This is a genomic window from Prevotella sp. BV3P1, from assembly GCF_000479005.1.
GTDB lineage: Bacteria > Bacteroidota > Bacteroidia > Bacteroidales > Bacteroidaceae > Prevotella.
In genome coordinates this window covers 13,577-31,921 of record NZ_AWXC01000007.1, presented here as the reverse complement: position 1 = coordinate 31,921, position 18,345 = coordinate 13,577, and the positions used below count along the sequence as shown (strand labels likewise).

The 18,345-nt window shown below is 50.5% G+C and carries 9 protein-coding genes; 1 reads left to right on the top strand and 8 read right to left on the bottom strand.

Annotated elements, in window-relative coordinates; all coding sequences use genetic code 11:
- Positions 1–430 precede the first annotated feature (430 nt).
- The 8 genes from tamL to HMPREF1254_RS01190 all read right to left on the bottom strand — a co-directional run bounded on the left by tamL (position 431) and on the right by HMPREF1254_RS01190 (position 14,451).
- A complete protein-coding gene (tamL, locus tag HMPREF1254_RS01230) occupies positions 431–2,812 on the bottom strand; it encodes a translocation and assembly module lipoprotein TamL (protein WP_023056886.1) in 2,382 nt (793 codons plus the stop codon).
- Positions 2,790–7,424 (bottom strand): translocation/assembly module TamB domain-containing protein, encoded by a 4,635-nt coding sequence (locus HMPREF1254_RS01225; protein ID WP_036890794.1) that lies wholly within the window; start codon positions 7,422–7,424, stop codon positions 2,790–2,792. The genes tamL and HMPREF1254_RS01225 overlap by 23 nt, the downstream gene beginning before the upstream one ends.
- A gap of 682 nt (positions 7,425–8,106) precedes the next feature.
- Positions 8,107–9,063, bottom strand: a complete 957-nt coding sequence (locus HMPREF1254_RS01215; protein WP_051331257.1) for a beta-carotene 15,15'-monooxygenase — start codon at positions 9,061–9,063, stop codon at positions 8,107–8,109.
- 70 nt (positions 9,064–9,133) lie between these two features.
- Positions 9,134–11,038, bottom strand: coding sequence for a peptidase U32 family protein (locus HMPREF1254_RS01210; RefSeq protein WP_023056964.1), 1,905 nt, complete (start codon positions 11,036–11,038; stop codon positions 9,134–9,136).
- A 3-nt stretch (positions 11,039–11,041) separates the two neighbouring features.
- Positions 11,042–11,929, bottom strand: a complete 888-nt coding sequence (locus HMPREF1254_RS01205; protein ID WP_023056884.1) for a homoserine O-succinyltransferase — start codon at positions 11,927–11,929, stop codon at positions 11,042–11,044.
- Positions 11,930–12,636: 707 nt separating this feature from the next.
- Positions 12,637–12,912: a DUF4834 family protein gene (locus tag HMPREF1254_RS01200; protein WP_023056947.1), complete on the bottom strand. Its 276-nt coding sequence runs from the start codon at positions 12,910–12,912 to the stop codon at positions 12,637–12,639.
- Complete coding sequence (locus HMPREF1254_RS01195) at positions 12,909–13,688, bottom strand: CDP-alcohol phosphatidyltransferase family protein (RefSeq protein ID WP_023056927.1); 780 nt, start codon at positions 13,686–13,688, stop codon at positions 12,909–12,911. Before HMPREF1254_RS01195 ends, HMPREF1254_RS01200 begins: the two co-directional genes overlap by 4 nt.
- A gap of 70 nt (positions 13,689–13,758) precedes the next feature.
- The gene (locus tag HMPREF1254_RS01190; RefSeq protein ID WP_023056825.1) at positions 13,759–14,451 is read right to left on the bottom strand and encodes a phosphatidylserine decarboxylase family protein; all 693 of its coding nucleotides are present in this window, start codon (positions 14,449–14,451) and stop codon (positions 13,759–13,761) included.
- A gap of 127 nt (positions 14,452–14,578) precedes the next feature.
- On the opposite strand from HMPREF1254_RS01190, the gene dnaE reads away from it, so the two are divergent.
- Entirely contained in the window at positions 14,579–18,286 is a 3,708-nt protein-coding gene (gene dnaE / locus HMPREF1254_RS01185; protein ID WP_023056975.1) for a DNA polymerase III subunit alpha, read from the top strand.
- Positions 18,287–18,345: the final 59 nt, after the last annotated feature.

The window sequence follows — 18,345 nt, the reverse complement described above, 5'->3', positions numbered from 1 at the left end:
TCATCATATTGATTACCAGCGAGTTGGATTGTTTCTCAACTTAAAGTACTATGAAAAAGCAAAGCGTTTGAAGCCAAATTGCCTGTTTTATGTGCAAATCAAACCTTCTATATGATGCAATTTGGGCGGTTAAGGCATGTTAGTTGGGCAATTAAAGCATGTTGATTGCCGCTTTATTCGATATGAATGACGGAACAAGGTGATGATTTTGTGGTTTTGAACACCCAAAATAGCCTTCGTCATCATCTATTTCACGATTTTGTTTTGTCAAGAAAAATGAATCTTTTTAACAAACAAAAGGTTTGTTAACACGCAGAGGTGTCATCAGCAACCGTTCTCTCCTATTTACGCATTGAGCAGTAAATCGTTGCTTTATTCGTAAGGTCAGTGAATTTGTCACCTGTTGATTGTCCCCGAGAGCGAATCCTCTTTAGAATGGATAGCCAATGGCCAAGTGGAAACTGTTGCCATCATCGAAGCGCAGCAGGTTGTAAAAGCCCTTCTTCCCCGTATGGTAAGGAACATGCAGGCCGATACCCCAATCCACACGAATGACGAACAAGCCCAGGTCGTAGCGAACGCCCACACCGGTGCCCACTGCCATGTCGGTGAACACGCTCTTCCACTTGAGCTGTCCTCCAGGCCGCTGCGCATCGTCACCGAGCGTCCACACGTTGCCAGCATCGAGGAAAACGGCACCATAGAGATCGCCAAACAAATGGGGACGGAACTCCAGGTTGGCCACAAACTTCACGTCGCCGGTCTGCTCTATATATGACATGCGCTGGTTGCTGGGCCGATATTTGCCGGGACCAATGCTCCGTACGTTGAAAGCCCGCACGCTGTTGGCACCGCCAACGTAAAACTGTTCATAGTAAGGGGCCTTGGTAGCATTGCCGTAACTGTAAACCACACCGGCATTAAGATGACCTGCGATGGAATGATTGTCGCCAAATCGCCACAGCTTCACGAAGTCGGTTTCGAGTTTCACAAACTGGGCGTATGGATTTTTAAACAACTTCTTACTCTTGTCGTTCCACTGTTTACCGGCCGCCATGTAGCCCAGTGACAGAATGTTGGCGGCTTCGCTCACGGTAGTTCGCCAAGAGATGGGATGACGGGTGCCCATCGCACTGGTATACTGATAGGTATAACTCATCTTGGGAACGAACTGGTCGCGCATGGAAATCTGCAAATAGGGATTGTCGGCCAACAAGACCATGAACGAATCGGTGCGGCTGGTCATGTACTCGTACGACAGCGTGAGTGGACTAAACTCGTGGTACGACTGCGGTGAAGTCCAGAACTCGTATGTCAAATCGCCCGAAACAACATGCCGTTTGAAGTAGCCGGCACGGTTCAAGATGTTGTTTGACATGCGCAGAGTCGTAGATGGAACACCGTAAAACCGCCTTCTCCTCCTGGGTCGTTTCCCTGACAGCACGCGCAAACTGTCGCGCGTGTTGCGGTGAAGAGCCGACCAAAAGAGATTGCCCGGCGTGAGCATTCGTGGGATAACCAGGGAGATGTCGCCGCCATATTCGTACGAGTTCACCTTCGACGAGCTGCCTTCCGACCGATGTCCGGTCTGCCATTCGTAAGAACCATGGACGTTGATGTCCAGTTTTTCGCCTCCGCGAAAGGCGTTCAACTTGGTCAGACCCATAATCAACTCAGGCCCGAAGCGCTTCGAGGTCTTGCCTTTGGCATTGGCATTGATATAAAAATTGTAGGGTTTGTCAAACACGCAGTCGATGTCCAGGTCGAGTGTATCACAAGTTTCTGACGAATCTCTCGGGGTAAAGCGGAAGCTGTTGTAGCTGAAAAGTCCCGTGGAGTGCAGGTAGTTTGACGATGCTTCCTGGTTGGCAAGACTGTAAAGCTGTCCCGGGCGTATCTTCAAACCGCTGTAGAACACGCCGGGACGCAAGGGTGATTTACGCTGTGCGTAGCGAAGGGTGAAGCTGCGCCGCACCAACGAATCGGTGAGTTCCTCCGTAAACTGTCGCCGCAAATTCACGTTCACCCGTCCCACATACCATTTGCGGGTTACCTCTGGCTCCAAGCTATCGGCTTCTTGAAAGCGCAGCACCACCTTGCCGGGCATCTGCAAGGTGTCGGCCAGGTAAGAAGCGTCGGTGGGTTTGGCATAGTAATAGCCGTTGTTGCGCAGCAAGCGAGCCACACGTTGCCGCTCGGCTTCAAGGGCTGGCACGCTAAACGGGTCGCCTTTGCGAATCAAGGCCTCATCCTTGGTGGCTGCCACCAGACTGTCTGCCCCGGGCGTGAAGTTGATATAACTGATGGAGTCGAGCCGCCACAGGGGTCCCATGTTGACAAAATAAGCCACTTTGGCTTTCTTCGGGTTGGATTGCTGAATGATGTCATAGTCGACATTCCCTTTGAAATAGCCAAACTTCTTCAACTGTAATTCGCCTACCGACTTGCGCAGCAAGGGGTTAACCTGGCTCAATAGCTTCGGTTTCGAGCCAAATGCCTTGGTAATCCATCGGCTCACGGCACTGGTGTCTTGCGAGAAAGCGTTCCATATCCATAGGCGTATGGGGATTGGGGTGCGGTAATAACTGCTGCCGAGCAAGGAAGATGTGGGCGCAGTGGCCAATACCGACTCCAGTTCCATCTTGGTTTCATCGGCATGAGCGTTCTTCTCATAGTTGTCAAACTGAATCTTTTTCAGTCCGGTAAACAGCTGTTCGCCATCGGGAATGGCGCTGGTTGTAGAGCATGCCGTCATGATGACCGGCAGCAGAATGAGCGCAAGGATGTATTTAGTTAGTCGTTTTGATGTCATTGTTGATTGAGTCTTTTTGGACAGGACGAATGGTTGGCAAGGCCTCTTTGTCACTCTTGAAACGGAAGATATCCTTGAAATGAGCCAGCTTGCGCCGCCAAGTGAAACCAACGCCATATACCCCGATGAGTCCCTCGAGCCAGTCGTAGGTGTTGTTTTTGTAGAACAGGCGCAGATACTGACTGGCATTCTGGTTCAGGCGATACTCCAATTCAACGTTATCGAAGAACGTATCGTCACGGTTGGCCATCACCTCCTCGCCAGTGGAGACACGTCCACCGATGATTACCCGCAGCCTGTTGTTCCATAGTCGTTTGGAGAATCTGAAGTTGTAATCGGTATGCATGCCGCCACTTGCCATCATCGTGTTGTCAATGCTCATGCCCACATCCAGTCCCATGGTGCGCATAGCCGAACCGGCGATGTTGTTAATCTCGGTTTGTAAATACGAACTCAAGGCACTGTTCATCGAGAATGCCGACGGATTGGCATCGGTGAGGTACATGCCCGACACCAACATGGTGACCGCCACCTTGCCTCTTCCTTCCACAGACATGGTGTTTAGTTCGTCTTGTATAGTCATGTCGCTCGGTGAGCTGATGATGAACTCGATGCCAGGGTTGCTAAGTGTCTGCGACAGCTTCACGCCACAGTCGAAATCAACGACACGCCCGGCACCCGTACCCTCGCTCACCGTGGCCTTGACAGGTTCCGTTGCCGTGATGTTGAGCTTGGGGTTCATCGGGTCGCCATTGAACTCTATGTAACTGCCATTCTGAATATTGAAGGTCTTCAGCGGGATAACGGGCAACGAATATTTCATCTCTCCGCTGTGAAGAGTATACCGTCCCATGATCTGGATGGATTCTGCTGGGTTGTAACTCATACGCAAATCGCCACCACCCAGCAAGTCGATGTAATTGGTTTGGTCGGCATTGAGCATGCAAACGATATGTGCAGCCTCATCAATGGTCACACCCATCAGCATGTCAAAGCCAGTAAGCTTGGGTCTGCGCACCACCTCAACCGTGGAATCATTAAAGTCGGTGAACTTCACCAGTTCGTCCAATTGGTTGTCGGTGGTCAGTTCCGAATCTTTCAGCACGTAAGTCATGTCGGTGGTGCCCAGTACATTAAGCTTTCCTCTGAGACGCAAGCTCTCCACCGGCCCTTTCATCGTACCGTAAAAGTCGACGAAAGCCTTGCCGTAAGCCTCTGAACGAGGATTCTCTCGAGCATCGATTATCTCGAAATTCTCAGCTCGCATGCGGATATCAAGCATCATCCGCTCGGTGTCAGAGAAGTCGAAGGTGCCGTAAATGTTCAACGGACTGTTGTTGTTGGCGAACATTTCAAAGTTCTCAAACAATAGTTTGCTGTCCTTGATTCGAACGGGATCATTGGCAAAGCGAAGTGACACGCCGTATGGTTCGCTGAAGATATAGGACGAGTCGAGATAGATTTCACCATCCATGTGGGGCTTCCTCATCGACCCACGCACGGCAATTTCGCCCTCACCATAGCCTCGCAAGCCGAAAATACGCTTGGGAATGAAACCGTTCATCAACTGCAAGGGCAGACGTTCCAAATTGAGTGTCGCATCCAGATACCCGTGCTTGTCGTAGGTTCCCGTCATCGTTGCTACCTCCTTGTTATCACTCAGCAGCACACCATCCACGAAGTGGCTCCCTTTTGACTTCGGCATGTACACGAATTCTGAACTGAGGTTGCCCATCGGACTCTGTTCGTAGAACATGTTTTTCACCGATACGGCCGACGAAACAGACAGCTCTGTGGGAGTCTGGATGATGTGGAAGTCGCCGTTCATCGTTCCGGCTATGTCGGGTGTGTACGGTATGACGCTCAAGATGTTCTTCAGTTCTATCTTGTTGAGCGACAGGGTTACATCTTGCAGCACATCCAGATGCTCGTCATTGGAATACAACTGAACACCCGTTCCGTCCTTGGCGCGCAGCAAGATGTTGGCCGATACGCGCCGATCGTTGCCCAAGAAGAGGTAATTGTCGTTGTTCACAGCAAAATCCTTATAACCCAGTACAATCTTCGTACTGTCCAGTCGGGTTCGGATGCCACCCTTTTCCAAGTCGGCTATCAGTCCTAATGCAATGCCCAACTGGTCATGCTCGTCGTATAGTTTGGCGCGGATGTTGGTTCCTTTTTCATGCAGGGCACCATCGAAGAGGGCCTTGAAGACATATTGCGGGTTGCCTGGTGCGTTCTGTATGCGCCCATGGTAGGTGGTTCCCTCGGGATTAGAATGCAGACTCAGCCGAACGGTGTCCAACAGCACGCTGTCTACCAGCAGCTTGTCTACCTGCAACCGGCCTTCCAATCCCATGTTGGGAGACGATTCGATGTTCACCAATGCCCGCTCCATGTCACACCCATACCTGCGCATGAGGTTCACGAAGAAGTTGTCATTACCCGATTTGAGATACAGATTGGCGTTGGGAAGATTGTCCCTTAGGCGTTGCTGGTCAATGTATTTATCTTCGAACTGCCGCTTCATTTCGGCTACAAAAGCGTTGCCATGTTTCATCAACTTCTTGTAGCCTTGCTTGCTGTGCATAGACAGGTAGAAGTCACCGGTGGCCACCTCGGCATGGGTTGTGTCCCTGCGGGTCAGCACATCAAGGTTCATGGGCTGGGGCTTGTATATCCTTCCGTTGTCGTTGATGACCATATTGTCAACCGTTCCTTTCAGTTTGTAGGATTCTTTGAGGTCGGTGGCGAGTTTCAAATGACTCTTCAGCGCTATCGAAATGGTGTCATCCAACAAATGAAGGCGATGTAAATCCACATGCTGCAAATCGGTCACCACGGTGGCATTGATATTTTTCGAACGCGTCAATGCATCGAGCGTGATATCGCCTTTGATGAGTGGGTTGTTACTGTGTATCAATGCCTTGGCACGTCCATTCTTCACATGGGCATCGGCCGTCATGTGGTCAAGGTTGTAGTTTCCGTAGCTGAATTGGGTGATTCGGGCCTTAGCCGTAAGCGTAGTGCGGGGCGATAGGAAGTCGGTGCCCTGTCCATTCACGTCCACGGTACCGCTAAAGGGGGACAATCCCTGGTTGGGCAGGAAGTTCTGTAGCGGCAGACGGCGTGCGTTCAACTTGGCGGTATAGGCCATTTTGGCCACATCCAACTGGGCTTTAGCCTGCAAAGAGCCTCCTCCTTGCTGGGCAACGAAATCCGTTGTATATTGCTTGCCGTTGATTTTCAGACTGCCATCCAAACCAATTCCCTGCGGAATGTTCACCTTTTTGCGCGTTTCCTTGTCCAAAAAGGCTTTCACAAAATCAAGGTTGCCCGTCTTGGCTTTCAACTTTACGTCGGCCTTCAACCGCTTCGGATCATCGAGGTTGGCCGCATAGCCGATGGCATAGGCTTTCAAGGCCGTTGGCAGATAGATGTTCAGACCATCAAACTGCATGCGCTTTCTGTTGCCACTCACCACTCCATCGACCAATAGAGGTGCGTTGGGCCATTTTTGTTTGAATTCTTTTGGCAGGTCACCCATAAAGTGCATCAGGTCTTGCTTGCCCAATGTGGCGTGCACGTTAGCGTTCATCTTCCCACTTGTTTGCTCAGAGAAGCTGTTCAAATCCATGTCGATGTCGGCCATCAGGTTCGATTCCGACGTTTTGAGATGGGAATTTTTCAACCGAATTCGCGTGGAATCGAGCGCCACATTGCCCGAGAGATGTTGCAAATCAAGTCCGCTCTTCTCCCGAAAAGCAATCTGTCGCACGTTCATGTCCAACTTAGATGCTTGGTATTGCAATGCGTCGATGACTACGGTTATATCGCTCAGCGCCAGATGGTTATAGTCCAATCCCTTGGTGTGTGCTTTCCATTTGTTGTCATAATTCAACTTTCCGTCCGTCCAGTCCAGTTTTTTCAGTCGGTAAACACCCTCACCCAGGTCGAACGAACCCTCGCTGGCCACGGCTTTCCCCAAGTAAGCTCGTACCTGAAGCGTGTCACCAGGCATGTGAACGGTGATGTCAGAGCGTCGGATGTCCAATTGATCCAGCCCGATTTTCCAAGTTGTCTTGCTCTCTGTCGTGTCCTTCGGAACGCTGTCAGCCAGTGCCACTTGCAGCTTAGCATCTTCCAAGTTAGCCTGATTCACACGCACTGTCGAGCCGCTCAGGTCGATGCCATGGCTCACCAAGTTCAGCTTTCCGATGGTACCTTGCACCTTAGCAGCGGCAATGAGGTTGACGGTATTGAGTTTTAAGCCCTCGAACGTCAGCTCATCCACCTCCACCTGCTTGTGTAGCAAGGGCATTAGCTGCACGTCAGCCACCATGCGACGCACCGATGCCACGGTGTCTTTCACCTGCGGCAACGAGTCGTTGGGCTGGATGATGAGTACATCTTCCATGCTCAAATCCAACGGAAAAGCCAGACGCACACGGCCGATGGAAATCTCCATGCCCGTCTTCTTCGAAGCATAGTAGGTGGCCTTCTGCAGCATCCATTGCTGCACGGGGGGGATATATAGGAGTATGGCGAGCAGGGCGGATAGTGCTACTGGAACACCCAGAATGACACCTCCCCACAACAGAGCTTTCTTCATCATAAATTTTTGTTGGACAGCCTCAGCCGAACCATCAGGATGGACTGATTTTGCAAATATAAATATTTTTTATGAGAATGTTATTTTTTTTGCGGATATTTTGCGCTGTCATCCGATTCGATGCAGCTTTGCGCTGATATTTTCGTGCGGTTTTGCGCTATTATTTTTGATGCTGTTTTCCGAACCCAATCATGCAATAATCTCTTTGTGAATGGCGTAAAGGACAAAAGCATTGACTTTGGTGGGCAAACTCTTATAGATTGGCCCCCAAAAGCAATGCCTTTAGCACCCAAACTATATGAGTTTGCATGGGCGGGAGCAACCATTCCTGCATGCGCATTGCGCATCGGACAACAACAAGCGGGGATTCAAAAATGCGGCATGGAGCGTAAAGAAAGAGGCTCCCGAAACAAAATTCCGAGAGCCTCGTGTCTAACATTAAATTCATTACGGGGGACTCATCGCTGCCACCTATTCCATGTCCTCATTGACATGAGGTCGGCAACCTCCCTTGAGCGAGCACCCAAGCCGTGGCTTTCAACGGTCACGATCTGTCATTGTAGTCAATCTCCACTTAATGGAATCATCTTGATGGGACAAAGGTAGAAAAAACGATGGTATGCATCAATCCTTATTTATAAGGATTTTGTCGTTCGCAACCGTCAGGTTGCAACATCCTATGTCAACTATTCATGGCACCGCAATGGGGACAACGGCCCTTGTGCTGAATAATTTCACCACAATTGCCGCACACATAATGCGGCTGGGCGTGGCGCTTGTACTGCTGGATGGCAAACCAATAATAAGCCACAAGCAAGGGATAGCCTATATAATATAAGGTGGTAAGGCCGAAGACGATGTAGTTGACGGCACAGGTGGCCAACAATCCGCTGAGGTACATCACGGCATCGCTGAAGGGCAGCTGATGCCGAACGTCATCCACGGCCGCCAAACCCACGATGAGCATGGCCCAAACCGACAGCAGGAACACCATGAGCAGCAGCGGAACCGTGAAGGGATTGAGCGTGGGATGATAATAAAAATGCCGCCACATATCGGGTTCGAACATCTGGATGCTGGCATACAGCGTTGCCGACGAGGCTACGATGAGGCACAACAGCGTGGGATAAAACGAGTTGATGTCGCGGAAATGCACTATCCACGCCTTGTCCTTGACAAGCCGACGCATCCAATAGGCGATGGCTATCAGTGTGATAACCACCAAGAACACCAGCAAGTGGGTGTCCGAGAAGGTGGAAATAAACTGCGAGATGGGGTCGTCGGGCACCACGCGGGGCAGCATCTCCGACTCGTGAATCCACCCAATCGTGTGCTGGTCGCTGGCCAACTGCACCCAGACGGAGTCTATTGTGTCGGTGGGCAACATGCGAATGTCGGCCACCACCACATGACTGTGACGGCCCAGCACCAAGCTGTCGGTCATGAATCCGGAAAGCAATTCTTCGGGCTGTTGCTTAAGCAGCACGAGCGAATCGCTCTTGACGATGAAATTATAGTTGTTGGTATAATGGTGCTTGGAATAGAAATGCAGCGAGTCTACCTGCTCGGGGTTCAAGGGAACGAGGGCCTCGGACGCATGATTAGGTCGGTGATAACAACCACAGAGCAAGCCCAACATAGCCCACAGCACCAGGCATCGGCACAGCAGGAGCAACGGCTTGCGGCGCGTTCGCTTGTTTACGATGATTTCATTCTCCGGCATAGATATTCATTTGGCATTCGTCACACTTAAACTCCAAACGGAAGCGGCGACCGTCACCCAGTCGCAAATACAGCGGTTCTTTCCATGTGGGTTGCTTGCCACCCCGTTTTACACAATATCCCAGACTGTAACGCAGACAGTGACGGCACTGCATCACCAGTATGGAATCTTGCCGTTTTGACCCTTCATCCGCCCCTTGGCTCACCTCATAGGCATCAGCCACGTTTGACAAGCCCTCACGTTGATAGAACGATTTGGACAGCGTATTGGCGATGTTGTACAGATAGGTAAACTTACGGTATTCGGGTTGCCAAGCCAATGTGCCACTAAACTTGCGCACTGGCGGAACAGTTGGGGATATAGACGGATGTGCGGATGGCGTTTCCACATCACTGGGACGTTCCAACTCGATGGCTTGCACCACCTCGCGGCGCAGCGTTGCCAATGCGCTCGACGGGATGAAATAGGCATCGACCTGCCCTTCCAGCTCAATCACATCGGCCAAATAGGGCGTGTCGCCCAGCTTACCCAACTGTCGCAAAATATTGTCACGTTGCGGTTTCATGGCCTTTTGCTTGTCTGTCTCCAGCACCTGGCAAGTGGGTGTGATGCCCTGCCCCGTGGCCGAAAGGGCAAAACCGTTCTCGGTAACCGACAAGGTGAGCGTGATGGGAATCTTGCGCTCTGCCGTCTTCCCCTTCAACAGCTTGCTGAACGCTTCATCGCGATTGCGATACAAGGCCGCACCCGATCGCAGCTTGTCCGGCATGCGCAGTGGAAACAGCCGGTTGCCCTCTGCCCGGTTGATGCGAAAACCCTCCAACTCATGCTCATCATTGATGAAACAAAGTCCGTCGCCATTGGCAAAGCTGGCCGTTCCGGCGACATTGAACGAGCCTCGCCTGATTTCCTTCACCTTGCCTACATACTCGCCCAGCGCCTTGGGTGTGTCGGGCGAATAGATGTAAGGTTGCCTGCGATGCAGGAAATAATCGGTATATCCCCGGTTGAACGTCTTCTTCAAGTCGGGCTCAAAGTAATACGTCACCTGCCCCAACGATGCCCGACGGTAGTCATCCCCGCGTTTCTCGATGATGCGGTTCAACCGCTTCGAGTAGGCCGACACCACGTTTTTGACATACTCCACATCCTTCAGTCGGCCTTCTATCTTGAACGAACAGATGCCCGCATCGGCCATTTCTTCCAGGTGATCAATCTGACACAGGTCTTTCAGCGACAGCAAATGGCGCTGATGTTCTATCTCACGCCCTTGCGCATCAATCAAATCGAACTTCATTCTACAGAACTGTGCGCATGCACCGCGGTTGGCACTGCGCTGAAAACAATACTGCGAGGCATAGCACACCCCCGAGTAACTCACGCACAGCGCACCGTGCACGAAGCCTTCCAACTGCACGTCAGGTAGGGTTTGGTGGATGGTTTTAATCTCGGCAAGCGACAGTTCGCGCGCCAGCACAACGCGCTCGAAGCCCAGACCATGCAACCAAGCTACCTTTTCGGCCGTCCGATTGTCGGTTTGCGTACTGGCATGGAGGGCCGGTAAAGGCTTTATGTCCTTGGGCAACAGGTCGAGTACGGCCATGTCTTGCACCAACAGCGCATCGACATGCATCTCCGTCAAGGCCCGCAAGAGCGCGCGCGTGTCTTCAAGCTCGTCTTGGTAGACAATGGTGTTGACCGTGACATACACCTTGGCACCGTACTGATGGGCATAGAGGCACAACTCACGAATGTCGTCCAGCGAGTTGCCAGCCGATGCCCGCGCGCCAAACTTGGCCGCACCGATGTACACTGCGTCGGCTCCATGGTCGATGGCAGCCTTTCCACATTCCAAGTTTTTGGCCGGTGCCAGCAGTTCCAGTTTCCGCATTGCTTATCTTAAATATTCGTTCATCCAGTTTGTAAACAGCAGGTGGGCGTGCGCTCGCCAGGTAACGAGCGGTCCCTTGGCGGGGTTGTCGTCACGGTAATAATGCCGTGGCAGATCCACATCGTCGCGCTTTCCCGCATCACGATGGTACTCTTGATCCAAAGTATCGGGCGCATATTCCATGTGTCCCGTGATGAAAATCTCCTTTCCACCAGCCGTCATACACATGCTCACCCCACTCTCTTCCGACTCTGCCAACAGCGAAAGTTCAGGATGCTGGAGGATATCCTCCTTCCTAATCTCGGTATGGCGACTGTGCGGCATGCGGAACACATCATCAAACCCGCGGAAAATGGGTACTTCGGGATGCAGCACCTGTTGAGGAAAGATGCCAAACATCTTCTTAGGAAGCGCATATTTGTTGATACCTTCATGAAAATACAAGCCAGCTTGCGCCGCCCAACATATATATAAGGTGGATTTGAGCGAAGTTCTCGCCCACGAGAATATCTGCGTCAGCTCGTCCCAATAATCCACTTCTTCAAAATCCAAATGCTCCACAGGTGCGCCAGTCACGATGAGTCCATCGAACGATTGTGATGCCAATTCGTCAAAATAATGATAGTAAGCATCCATGTGAGCCGCTGGCACATGCGTTGGCGTATGCGACCTGAGCCTCATCCACGCCACTTCAATATCCAAAGGAGATGCCGACAGTAACCGCAGAATATCGGTTTCGGTCTGCAACTTGGTAGGCATCAAGTTCAATACGGCTATCTTGATAGGCTCGACCTGTCCATGCGCGGTTTCCTCTTCCCCGCGTTCCACGAGGATGTTTTCCTGTTTCAACCGCTCGATGGCTGGAAAATGTTTGGGCAAATGCAGTGGCATAACTTCTTTGAATACACTCAATTAATCATCACGAACCCCCATGATTGCGTGACGTGCAAAGATACTAAAAAGATAAAACATTCGGTTCGCCTGACATGCATTTTTAACATGTAGACAAAAAAGGAACCCTTGAAATAGCAGCGTGTAACCACAAAAGGACGGGTTATGATATATCACGCCCCTACGGATTTGTTGAATATTTTTCCTGTTTTAGGCACCTAAAACGGCACCTTGAAACTTTCAATCTGGAAAAAATCAATAGGCAGGGAGGAAGCAAACCAGAGATTGATTTGCATGAAAAAGTGAAATTTGCTGTTAGAGCATTGAGATTGCATGCGAAGAACCATCATCTTGATACCTTATTTACATGTTCTTGACAGGCAAAGACATACAGATTGCACGCTTAGAACCATGCTTTTGGAGCAAGAAAAATTGAAAAATGAATGCGTTGCAATGCAGAAAATTCGTAATTACCTGTGTAGTAATGCGATACAACATTGCCCGTTTTAGGCGTATTTGCGCCATGTGGCCAGGCCAGTTGCAAATACGCAAAATATGGAGAGGTTGGTTGTTAAGAAAAAATCAGGCAGCCTCTTCCAATAGTCCCCGTTGCCAAATGTGTGCCTGCCCGTTTGATTTCATTCCATTTACGAGTGCAAGATGGCCATTCGCAGGCGGAGGATGAGGCAAGGAATGGCCGCTTCAGTTTAGTTTTTGTTTTTCGTTTCCACGGGTTCTTCTTCAAATTCAATGTATTCGCCTTCGTCTTTTTTGAAGATTTTTTTGTTTATTTCGTCAACATCCCGATGGTCTACCACCGTTTGGGTGGTGCTTCTACGGTGCTGTTGCCGCTGAGCTGACCCTTTGGACTGCTCTCTGAACTGTCTGGCACCTTCGCGGAAAATGCTGATAAACTTTGCTGCGGAAAAGCCTACCACCAGCAAGCCGATGAGGAATATGATAAAAATTATTTTGAATATCATAGTTTCTGTTCTTTGTCGTGATTCATCTTGGTGATTTTTGACCTACCTGTCAGTAACAATCCCAAGGATATGAGGAAGTAGGATGCGATGACGATCCACCAACCTTTCAAAACGCCAAACGTTACAAGCACAACAGCGGTGAAGATGATGAAACTGTGCCGGATGGCGTTGCCCTGCCATTTAAAGTTTTTGAATTTAAGGGCGAACATAGGAATCTCGCTGACCAATAGATAACAACTCAACAGCAGCAGTACTAAAATGTATACCAGTGCGCCGGCATTGTTTTCAAGCCAGGCTGGACTTGTGACAATGAGTGATCCCCAAAACAGGGCGTTCGCTGGTGTGGGAAGCCCAATGAACGAATCGGTTTGACGCGTGTCAATATTGAATTTGGCCAACCTCAGTGCCGAGAAAGCTGCCATGAGGAAGGCCAGAAAGGGAATGAACGTGCGGTAAGGGTCGAAAGAAAAAGCCTCTGGCGTAGTGAGAAACGACGGGTAGTCGATGACCATAAGCTCGTAAAAAACCATGGTGGACGGTGCTACACCAAAGGTAACGCAATCGGCCAGCGAGTCTAATTCCTTGCCGATGGGCGATGACACCTTCAGAAAGCGGGCCGACATGCCGTCAAAAAAGTCGAATGTGGCTCCGACGAGTATGCATATCAAGGCCATCTTGGCATCGCCGGTAATAGCGAAACAAGTTGCGATGCAACCCGAAATGAGGTTGCTGCAGGTCAGTGCGTTGGGTATGTTTCTTTTGATGAAGTTGCTCATTTGTATCGTAGAGGTTCGGCAAGGTGGTGGATGCGACGTGCGTCACCCCGATTGCCGTTTCCGCTTTATTTTATTTTAGTTTTGCAATGATGGTGTGGTCACCCGTTGTTTTTTGTCCCATTTTCACGCACACTTCCGTTCCAATGGGCAGGTACACGTCCACGCGCGAACCAAATTTGATGAAGCCCAGGTGCTCGTCAATATAGCAGTCTTCGCCTTCCTTGGCGTAAGTCACAATGCGTCGGGCCATGGCTCCAGCAATTTGTCTGCAGAGAACGTCCACACCGTCGGGCGTGGTGATGATGACGTCGCTGTGTTCATTCTCCTCACTGGCTTTAGGCAGCCATGCCTTGTGGTAGTTGCCGTTTTGGTGATGAACCAGTTTCACCTTGCCGTCAACGGGAAACCAGTTGGCGTGAACGTTGAACAGGCTCATGAAGACCGAAATCATGATGCGCTTCTCGTGAAAGTACTTGTTCTCTTCCACCTCCTCGATCACCACAATTTTGCCATCAGCCGGGGCCAAGACAATCTTGTCGGTGTCCTCAGAAGGAAAATAGCGGATGGGACATTGAAAGAAATTGATGACGATGCAATATATCGTTCCGAAGATAACCGTAAAGGCATAAAATGGTATTTTAGTTTCGAACGACCGCCATAAAATCAATGCAATGGCTGCAATGGCAATGAATCCCCAAATCAGGGTGTCTGTTCCTTCGCGATGTATACGGATTTTCTTCAGTTTTTTGATTCTTTTAATCATAGTATGAAAACCGATTAGAAGTTTGTGCAAAGATAATTGTTTTTTAGAAACCGCACAAACTTTTACGCTCATTCTTTGGCTGTGTCGACCATATTGAGTATCTTTACGCTCCAAATTAAAAGAACACATGAACGATTTTGTCCACCTACACGTACACACCTATTATTCCATTCTTGATGGTCAGTCGCCCGTGAAGCGACTCGTTGACAAGGCTGTTGCCGACGGGATGCGCGGACTGGCCATCACCGACCATGGAAACATGTTTGGCATCAAGGAATTTTTCGACTATGCCAACACGGTTAACAAGCAGTTGAAGGCCGACGGCAAGCAGCCCTTCAAGCCCATTTTCGGCTGTGAGATGTACGTGGCTCGGCGCAGTAGGTTCGACAAGGTCAAGGACATGGGCGACATGAGTGGTTACCACCTCATCGTGTTGGCTAAAAACTACCGTGGCTACAAAAACCTCATCAAGCTGGTGAGCCATGCCTGGGAGGAGGGCTATTACATGCGGCCGCGTACCGACCGTGAGGAATTGGAGAAATATCATGAAGACCTCATCGTTTGTACGGCCTGCCTGGCCGGCGAAGTGCCACGCAAAATCATTGCCGGCGACATGGCCGGAGCCAGGGAAGCGGTGGAGTGGTACAAGCGAGTTTTTGGTGACGATTACTACCTGGAGATACAACGCCACGAGGTGAAAGACCCCTCCATTCGGGCCAACCGTGAGGCCTATCCCATGCAGCAGCGCGCCAATCAGGTGATTTTCAACCTGGCCAAGGAGTACGGCATTAAGGTGGTGTGCACCAATGACGTTCACTTTGTGGACAAAGAGAACGCCGAGGCCCACGATCACCTGCTGTGTCTGTCTACGGGGAAAGACCTTGACGACCCCACGCGCATGCTTTATTCCAAGCAAGAGTGGTTTAAGACACGCGAAGAGATGAACAGCATCTTCAGCGATGTGCCCGAAACGATGGCGAATACCATCGAGATTCTTAATAAGGTGGAAACCTATTCCATCAACCACGACCCCATCATGCCCAACTTCCCCATCCCCGAATCGTTTGGAAAGGAAGAGGATTGGAAACAAAAGTTTACGGAGGAAGACCTTCTTCGTGAGTTTACCACCGATGAAAATGGCGAAAATCCCATGTCGGAGGAAGACGCGCAGAAGCGGGTAGACCATCTTGGCGGCTACGAGAAGATGTATCGCATCAAGTTTGAGGCCGACTATTTGCAGCATCTTGCCTATGAGGGTGCCAAGCCATTGTATGGCGACCCGCTGCCCAAGGAGGTGGACGACCGCATACGCTTTGAGCTTCATGTGATGAAGACCATGGGTTTTCCGGGTTATTTCTTGATTGTATCCGACTTCATCCGCGCGGCCCGAGAGGAATTGGGCGTGATGGTGGGACCGGGACGTGGATCGGCAGCCGGGTCGGTTGTGGCCTACTGCTTGGGCATCACGAAGATTGATCCCCTGAAATACGACTTGCTGTTCGAGCGTTTCTTGAACCCCGACCGTATCTCTTTGCCTGATATCGACACCGACTTTGATGACGATGGCCGGGGGAAGGTGTTGAAATGGGTGATGGACAAGTATGGACACGAGAACTGTGCGCACATTATCACCTACGGCAGCATGGCGACCAAGAACTCCATCAAGGACGTGGCGCGGGTGGAAAAACTGCCGCTGGAGCGAGCAAACGCTTTGTGCAAGGCCATTCCGGACAGGCTTCCCGATAAGATGAAAATGAACCTCACCAACGCTATCAAGTGCACGCCCGAGCTGCAAATGGCCGAAGCCTCTACCGACATACGCGAGAGCAACACCATCAAGTATGCCAAAATGCTGGAGGGAACGGTGCGGGGAACGGGCATCCATGCCTGTGGTTTCATCATCTGTCGCGACCCCATCAGCGACTGGGTACCCGTGTCAACGGCCGATGACCCTGACTTTAAAGACGAAAAGACCAACTGTACGCAGTATGATGGCCATGTGATTGAGGAAACAGGACTGATCAAGATGGACTTCTTGGGGCTGAAAACCCTGTCTGAGTTGAAGGAAGCGGTAAAAAATGTGAAGCTGACGAAGAACATAGACATCGACCTCGACAAGATTCCCATTGACGACGAATTGACCTACAAACTTTACCAAGAGGGACGCACCATCGGCACATTCCAGTTTGAGTCGGCCGGCATGCAGAACTATCTGCGCCAGTTAAGTCCGACGAAGTTTGAAGATCTCATCGCCATGAACGCCCTCTACCGCCCCGGTCCCATGGACAACATCCCGTCATTCATCGCGCGTAAGAAAGGAGAGGAGGAGATTACTTATCCCATTCCGGTGATGGAGCGGTATTTGAAAGATACATACGGTATCACCGTCTATCAAGAGCAGGTGATGTTGCTCTCGCGTTTGTTGGCCAATTTCACGCGTGGTGAGAGTGACGCCCTGCGTAAGGCCATGGGTAAGAAGAAAAAAGCGATAGTAGATGCCATGAAACCCAAGTTCATCAAAGGCGGCAAGAAGAACGGATATGATGAGAACGTGTTGGACAAGATATGGGCCGACTGGGAGAAGTTCGCATCTTATGCCTTCAACAAGTCGCATGCGGCCTGCTATTCGTGGGTGGCTTTCCAAACGGCATACCTCAAGGCTCACTATCCTGCCGAGTTCATGGCGGCCATCATGAGTCGACGCAAGGACCAGATAACGGAAATATCCAAGTTGATGGACGAATGCAAGTCGCTGCGCATAGCCACGTTAGGGCCCGATGTTAACGAGAGCTATCAGAAGTTTGGTGTGAACCACAAGGGGGAAATACGCTTTGGTCTTGCCGCCATCAAGGGCATGGGCGATGCCGCCGCGACTGCCATCATCCAGGAGCGAGAGGCCAATGGACTGTACCAAGACATTTTCGATTTTGCACACCGAGTGGACTTTACTCAAGTCAACCGCAAGGCATTCGAAAGTTTGGCGCTTAGTGGTGGATTCGACAGCTTCGGCATTCCGCGAGAGAGCTACTTCACTGCCAACAACAAAGGCGAACTGTTTATTGACACGCTGGTGCGCTATGGACAGCTCTATCAGAACAAGAAATCAGAAATAGAACATTCGCTGTTTGGCGGAGTAGATGCCGTAGAGATTGCCACACCCCCCATTCCTAAACCAGAGTTGTGGAGCAACATTGAGAAACTGAATCGCGAGCATGATTTGGTGGGAATCTATCTTTCGGCCCATCCGCTGGATGAATTCAGCATCGTGTTGAAGAGCATGTGTAACACTTCGTGCACCGAACTGGGCGACAAGGCAGAGTTGGCCAAAAAGGCAGACGTGGTTTTCGCTGGCATGATTACCGATGTGAAGGACAAATTTACGAGAACCGGAAAGCCTTGCGGCTTCGTAACAATAGAAGATTTTAGTGGAACAGGCGAGATAGCTTTCTTTGGTGAGGAATGGGGAAAGTGGAAAGGCATGATGGTAGTGGGCAGTACCGTTTATCTTACCGGCAAGTGTTCGCAGCGATACCGGGACAGCAACTACTACGACTTTCGCATCAACGATGTTCAGTATCTGCAAACGGTAAGAGACAAGCAGATACACAGGCTGACCATTGTTGTGGACAGCGAGGCCATCGATGAAGTGGTGGTGAACGATATCGTGTCGATGCTGCAAGATTCGAAGGGCAACACGCAGCTGTGCTTCCAGGTAGCGGACAAGAAACATCAAACCAGTATCTTGCTTCATTCAGGGCTTCAGCAAATCAGTTTGAATCATGACCTGCTCAGATACATCGAGGGAAATCCCAATATGAATTATCTGGTGAATTAATTTGGCACGATGCTTGCATGATTCATGATAATCATTTATCTTTGTCATAAATACATATA

Coding starts and splice junctions, on each gene's coding strand:
- tamL (WP_023056886.1), bottom strand. CDS start 2,812: ATGACATCAAAACGACTAACTAAATACATCCTTGCGCTCATTCTGCTG.
- HMPREF1254_RS01225 (WP_036890794.1), bottom strand. CDS start 7,424: ATGAAGAAAGCTCTGTTGTGGGGAGGTGTCATTCTGGGTGTTCCAGTA.
- HMPREF1254_RS01215 (WP_051331257.1), bottom strand. CDS start 9,063: ATGTTGGGCTTGCTCTGTGGTTGTTATCACCGACCTAATCATGCGTCC.
- HMPREF1254_RS01210 (WP_023056964.1), bottom strand. CDS start 11,038: ATGCGGAAACTGGAACTGCTGGCACCGGCCAAAAACTTGGAATGTGGA.
- HMPREF1254_RS01205 (WP_023056884.1), bottom strand. CDS start 11,929: ATGCCACTGCATTTGCCCAAACATTTTCCAGCCATCGAGCGGTTGAAA.
- HMPREF1254_RS01200 (WP_023056947.1), bottom strand. CDS start 12,912: ATGATATTCAAAATAATTTTTATCATATTCCTCATCGGCTTGCTGGTG.
- HMPREF1254_RS01195 (WP_023056927.1), bottom strand. CDS start 13,688: ATGAGCAACTTCATCAAAAGAAACATACCCAACGCACTGACCTGCAGC.
- HMPREF1254_RS01190 (WP_023056825.1), bottom strand. CDS start 14,451: ATGATTAAAAGAATCAAAAAACTGAAGAAAATCCGTATACATCGCGAA.
- dnaE (WP_023056975.1), top strand. CDS start 14,579: ATGAACGATTTTGTCCACCTACACGTACACACCTATTATTCCATTCTT.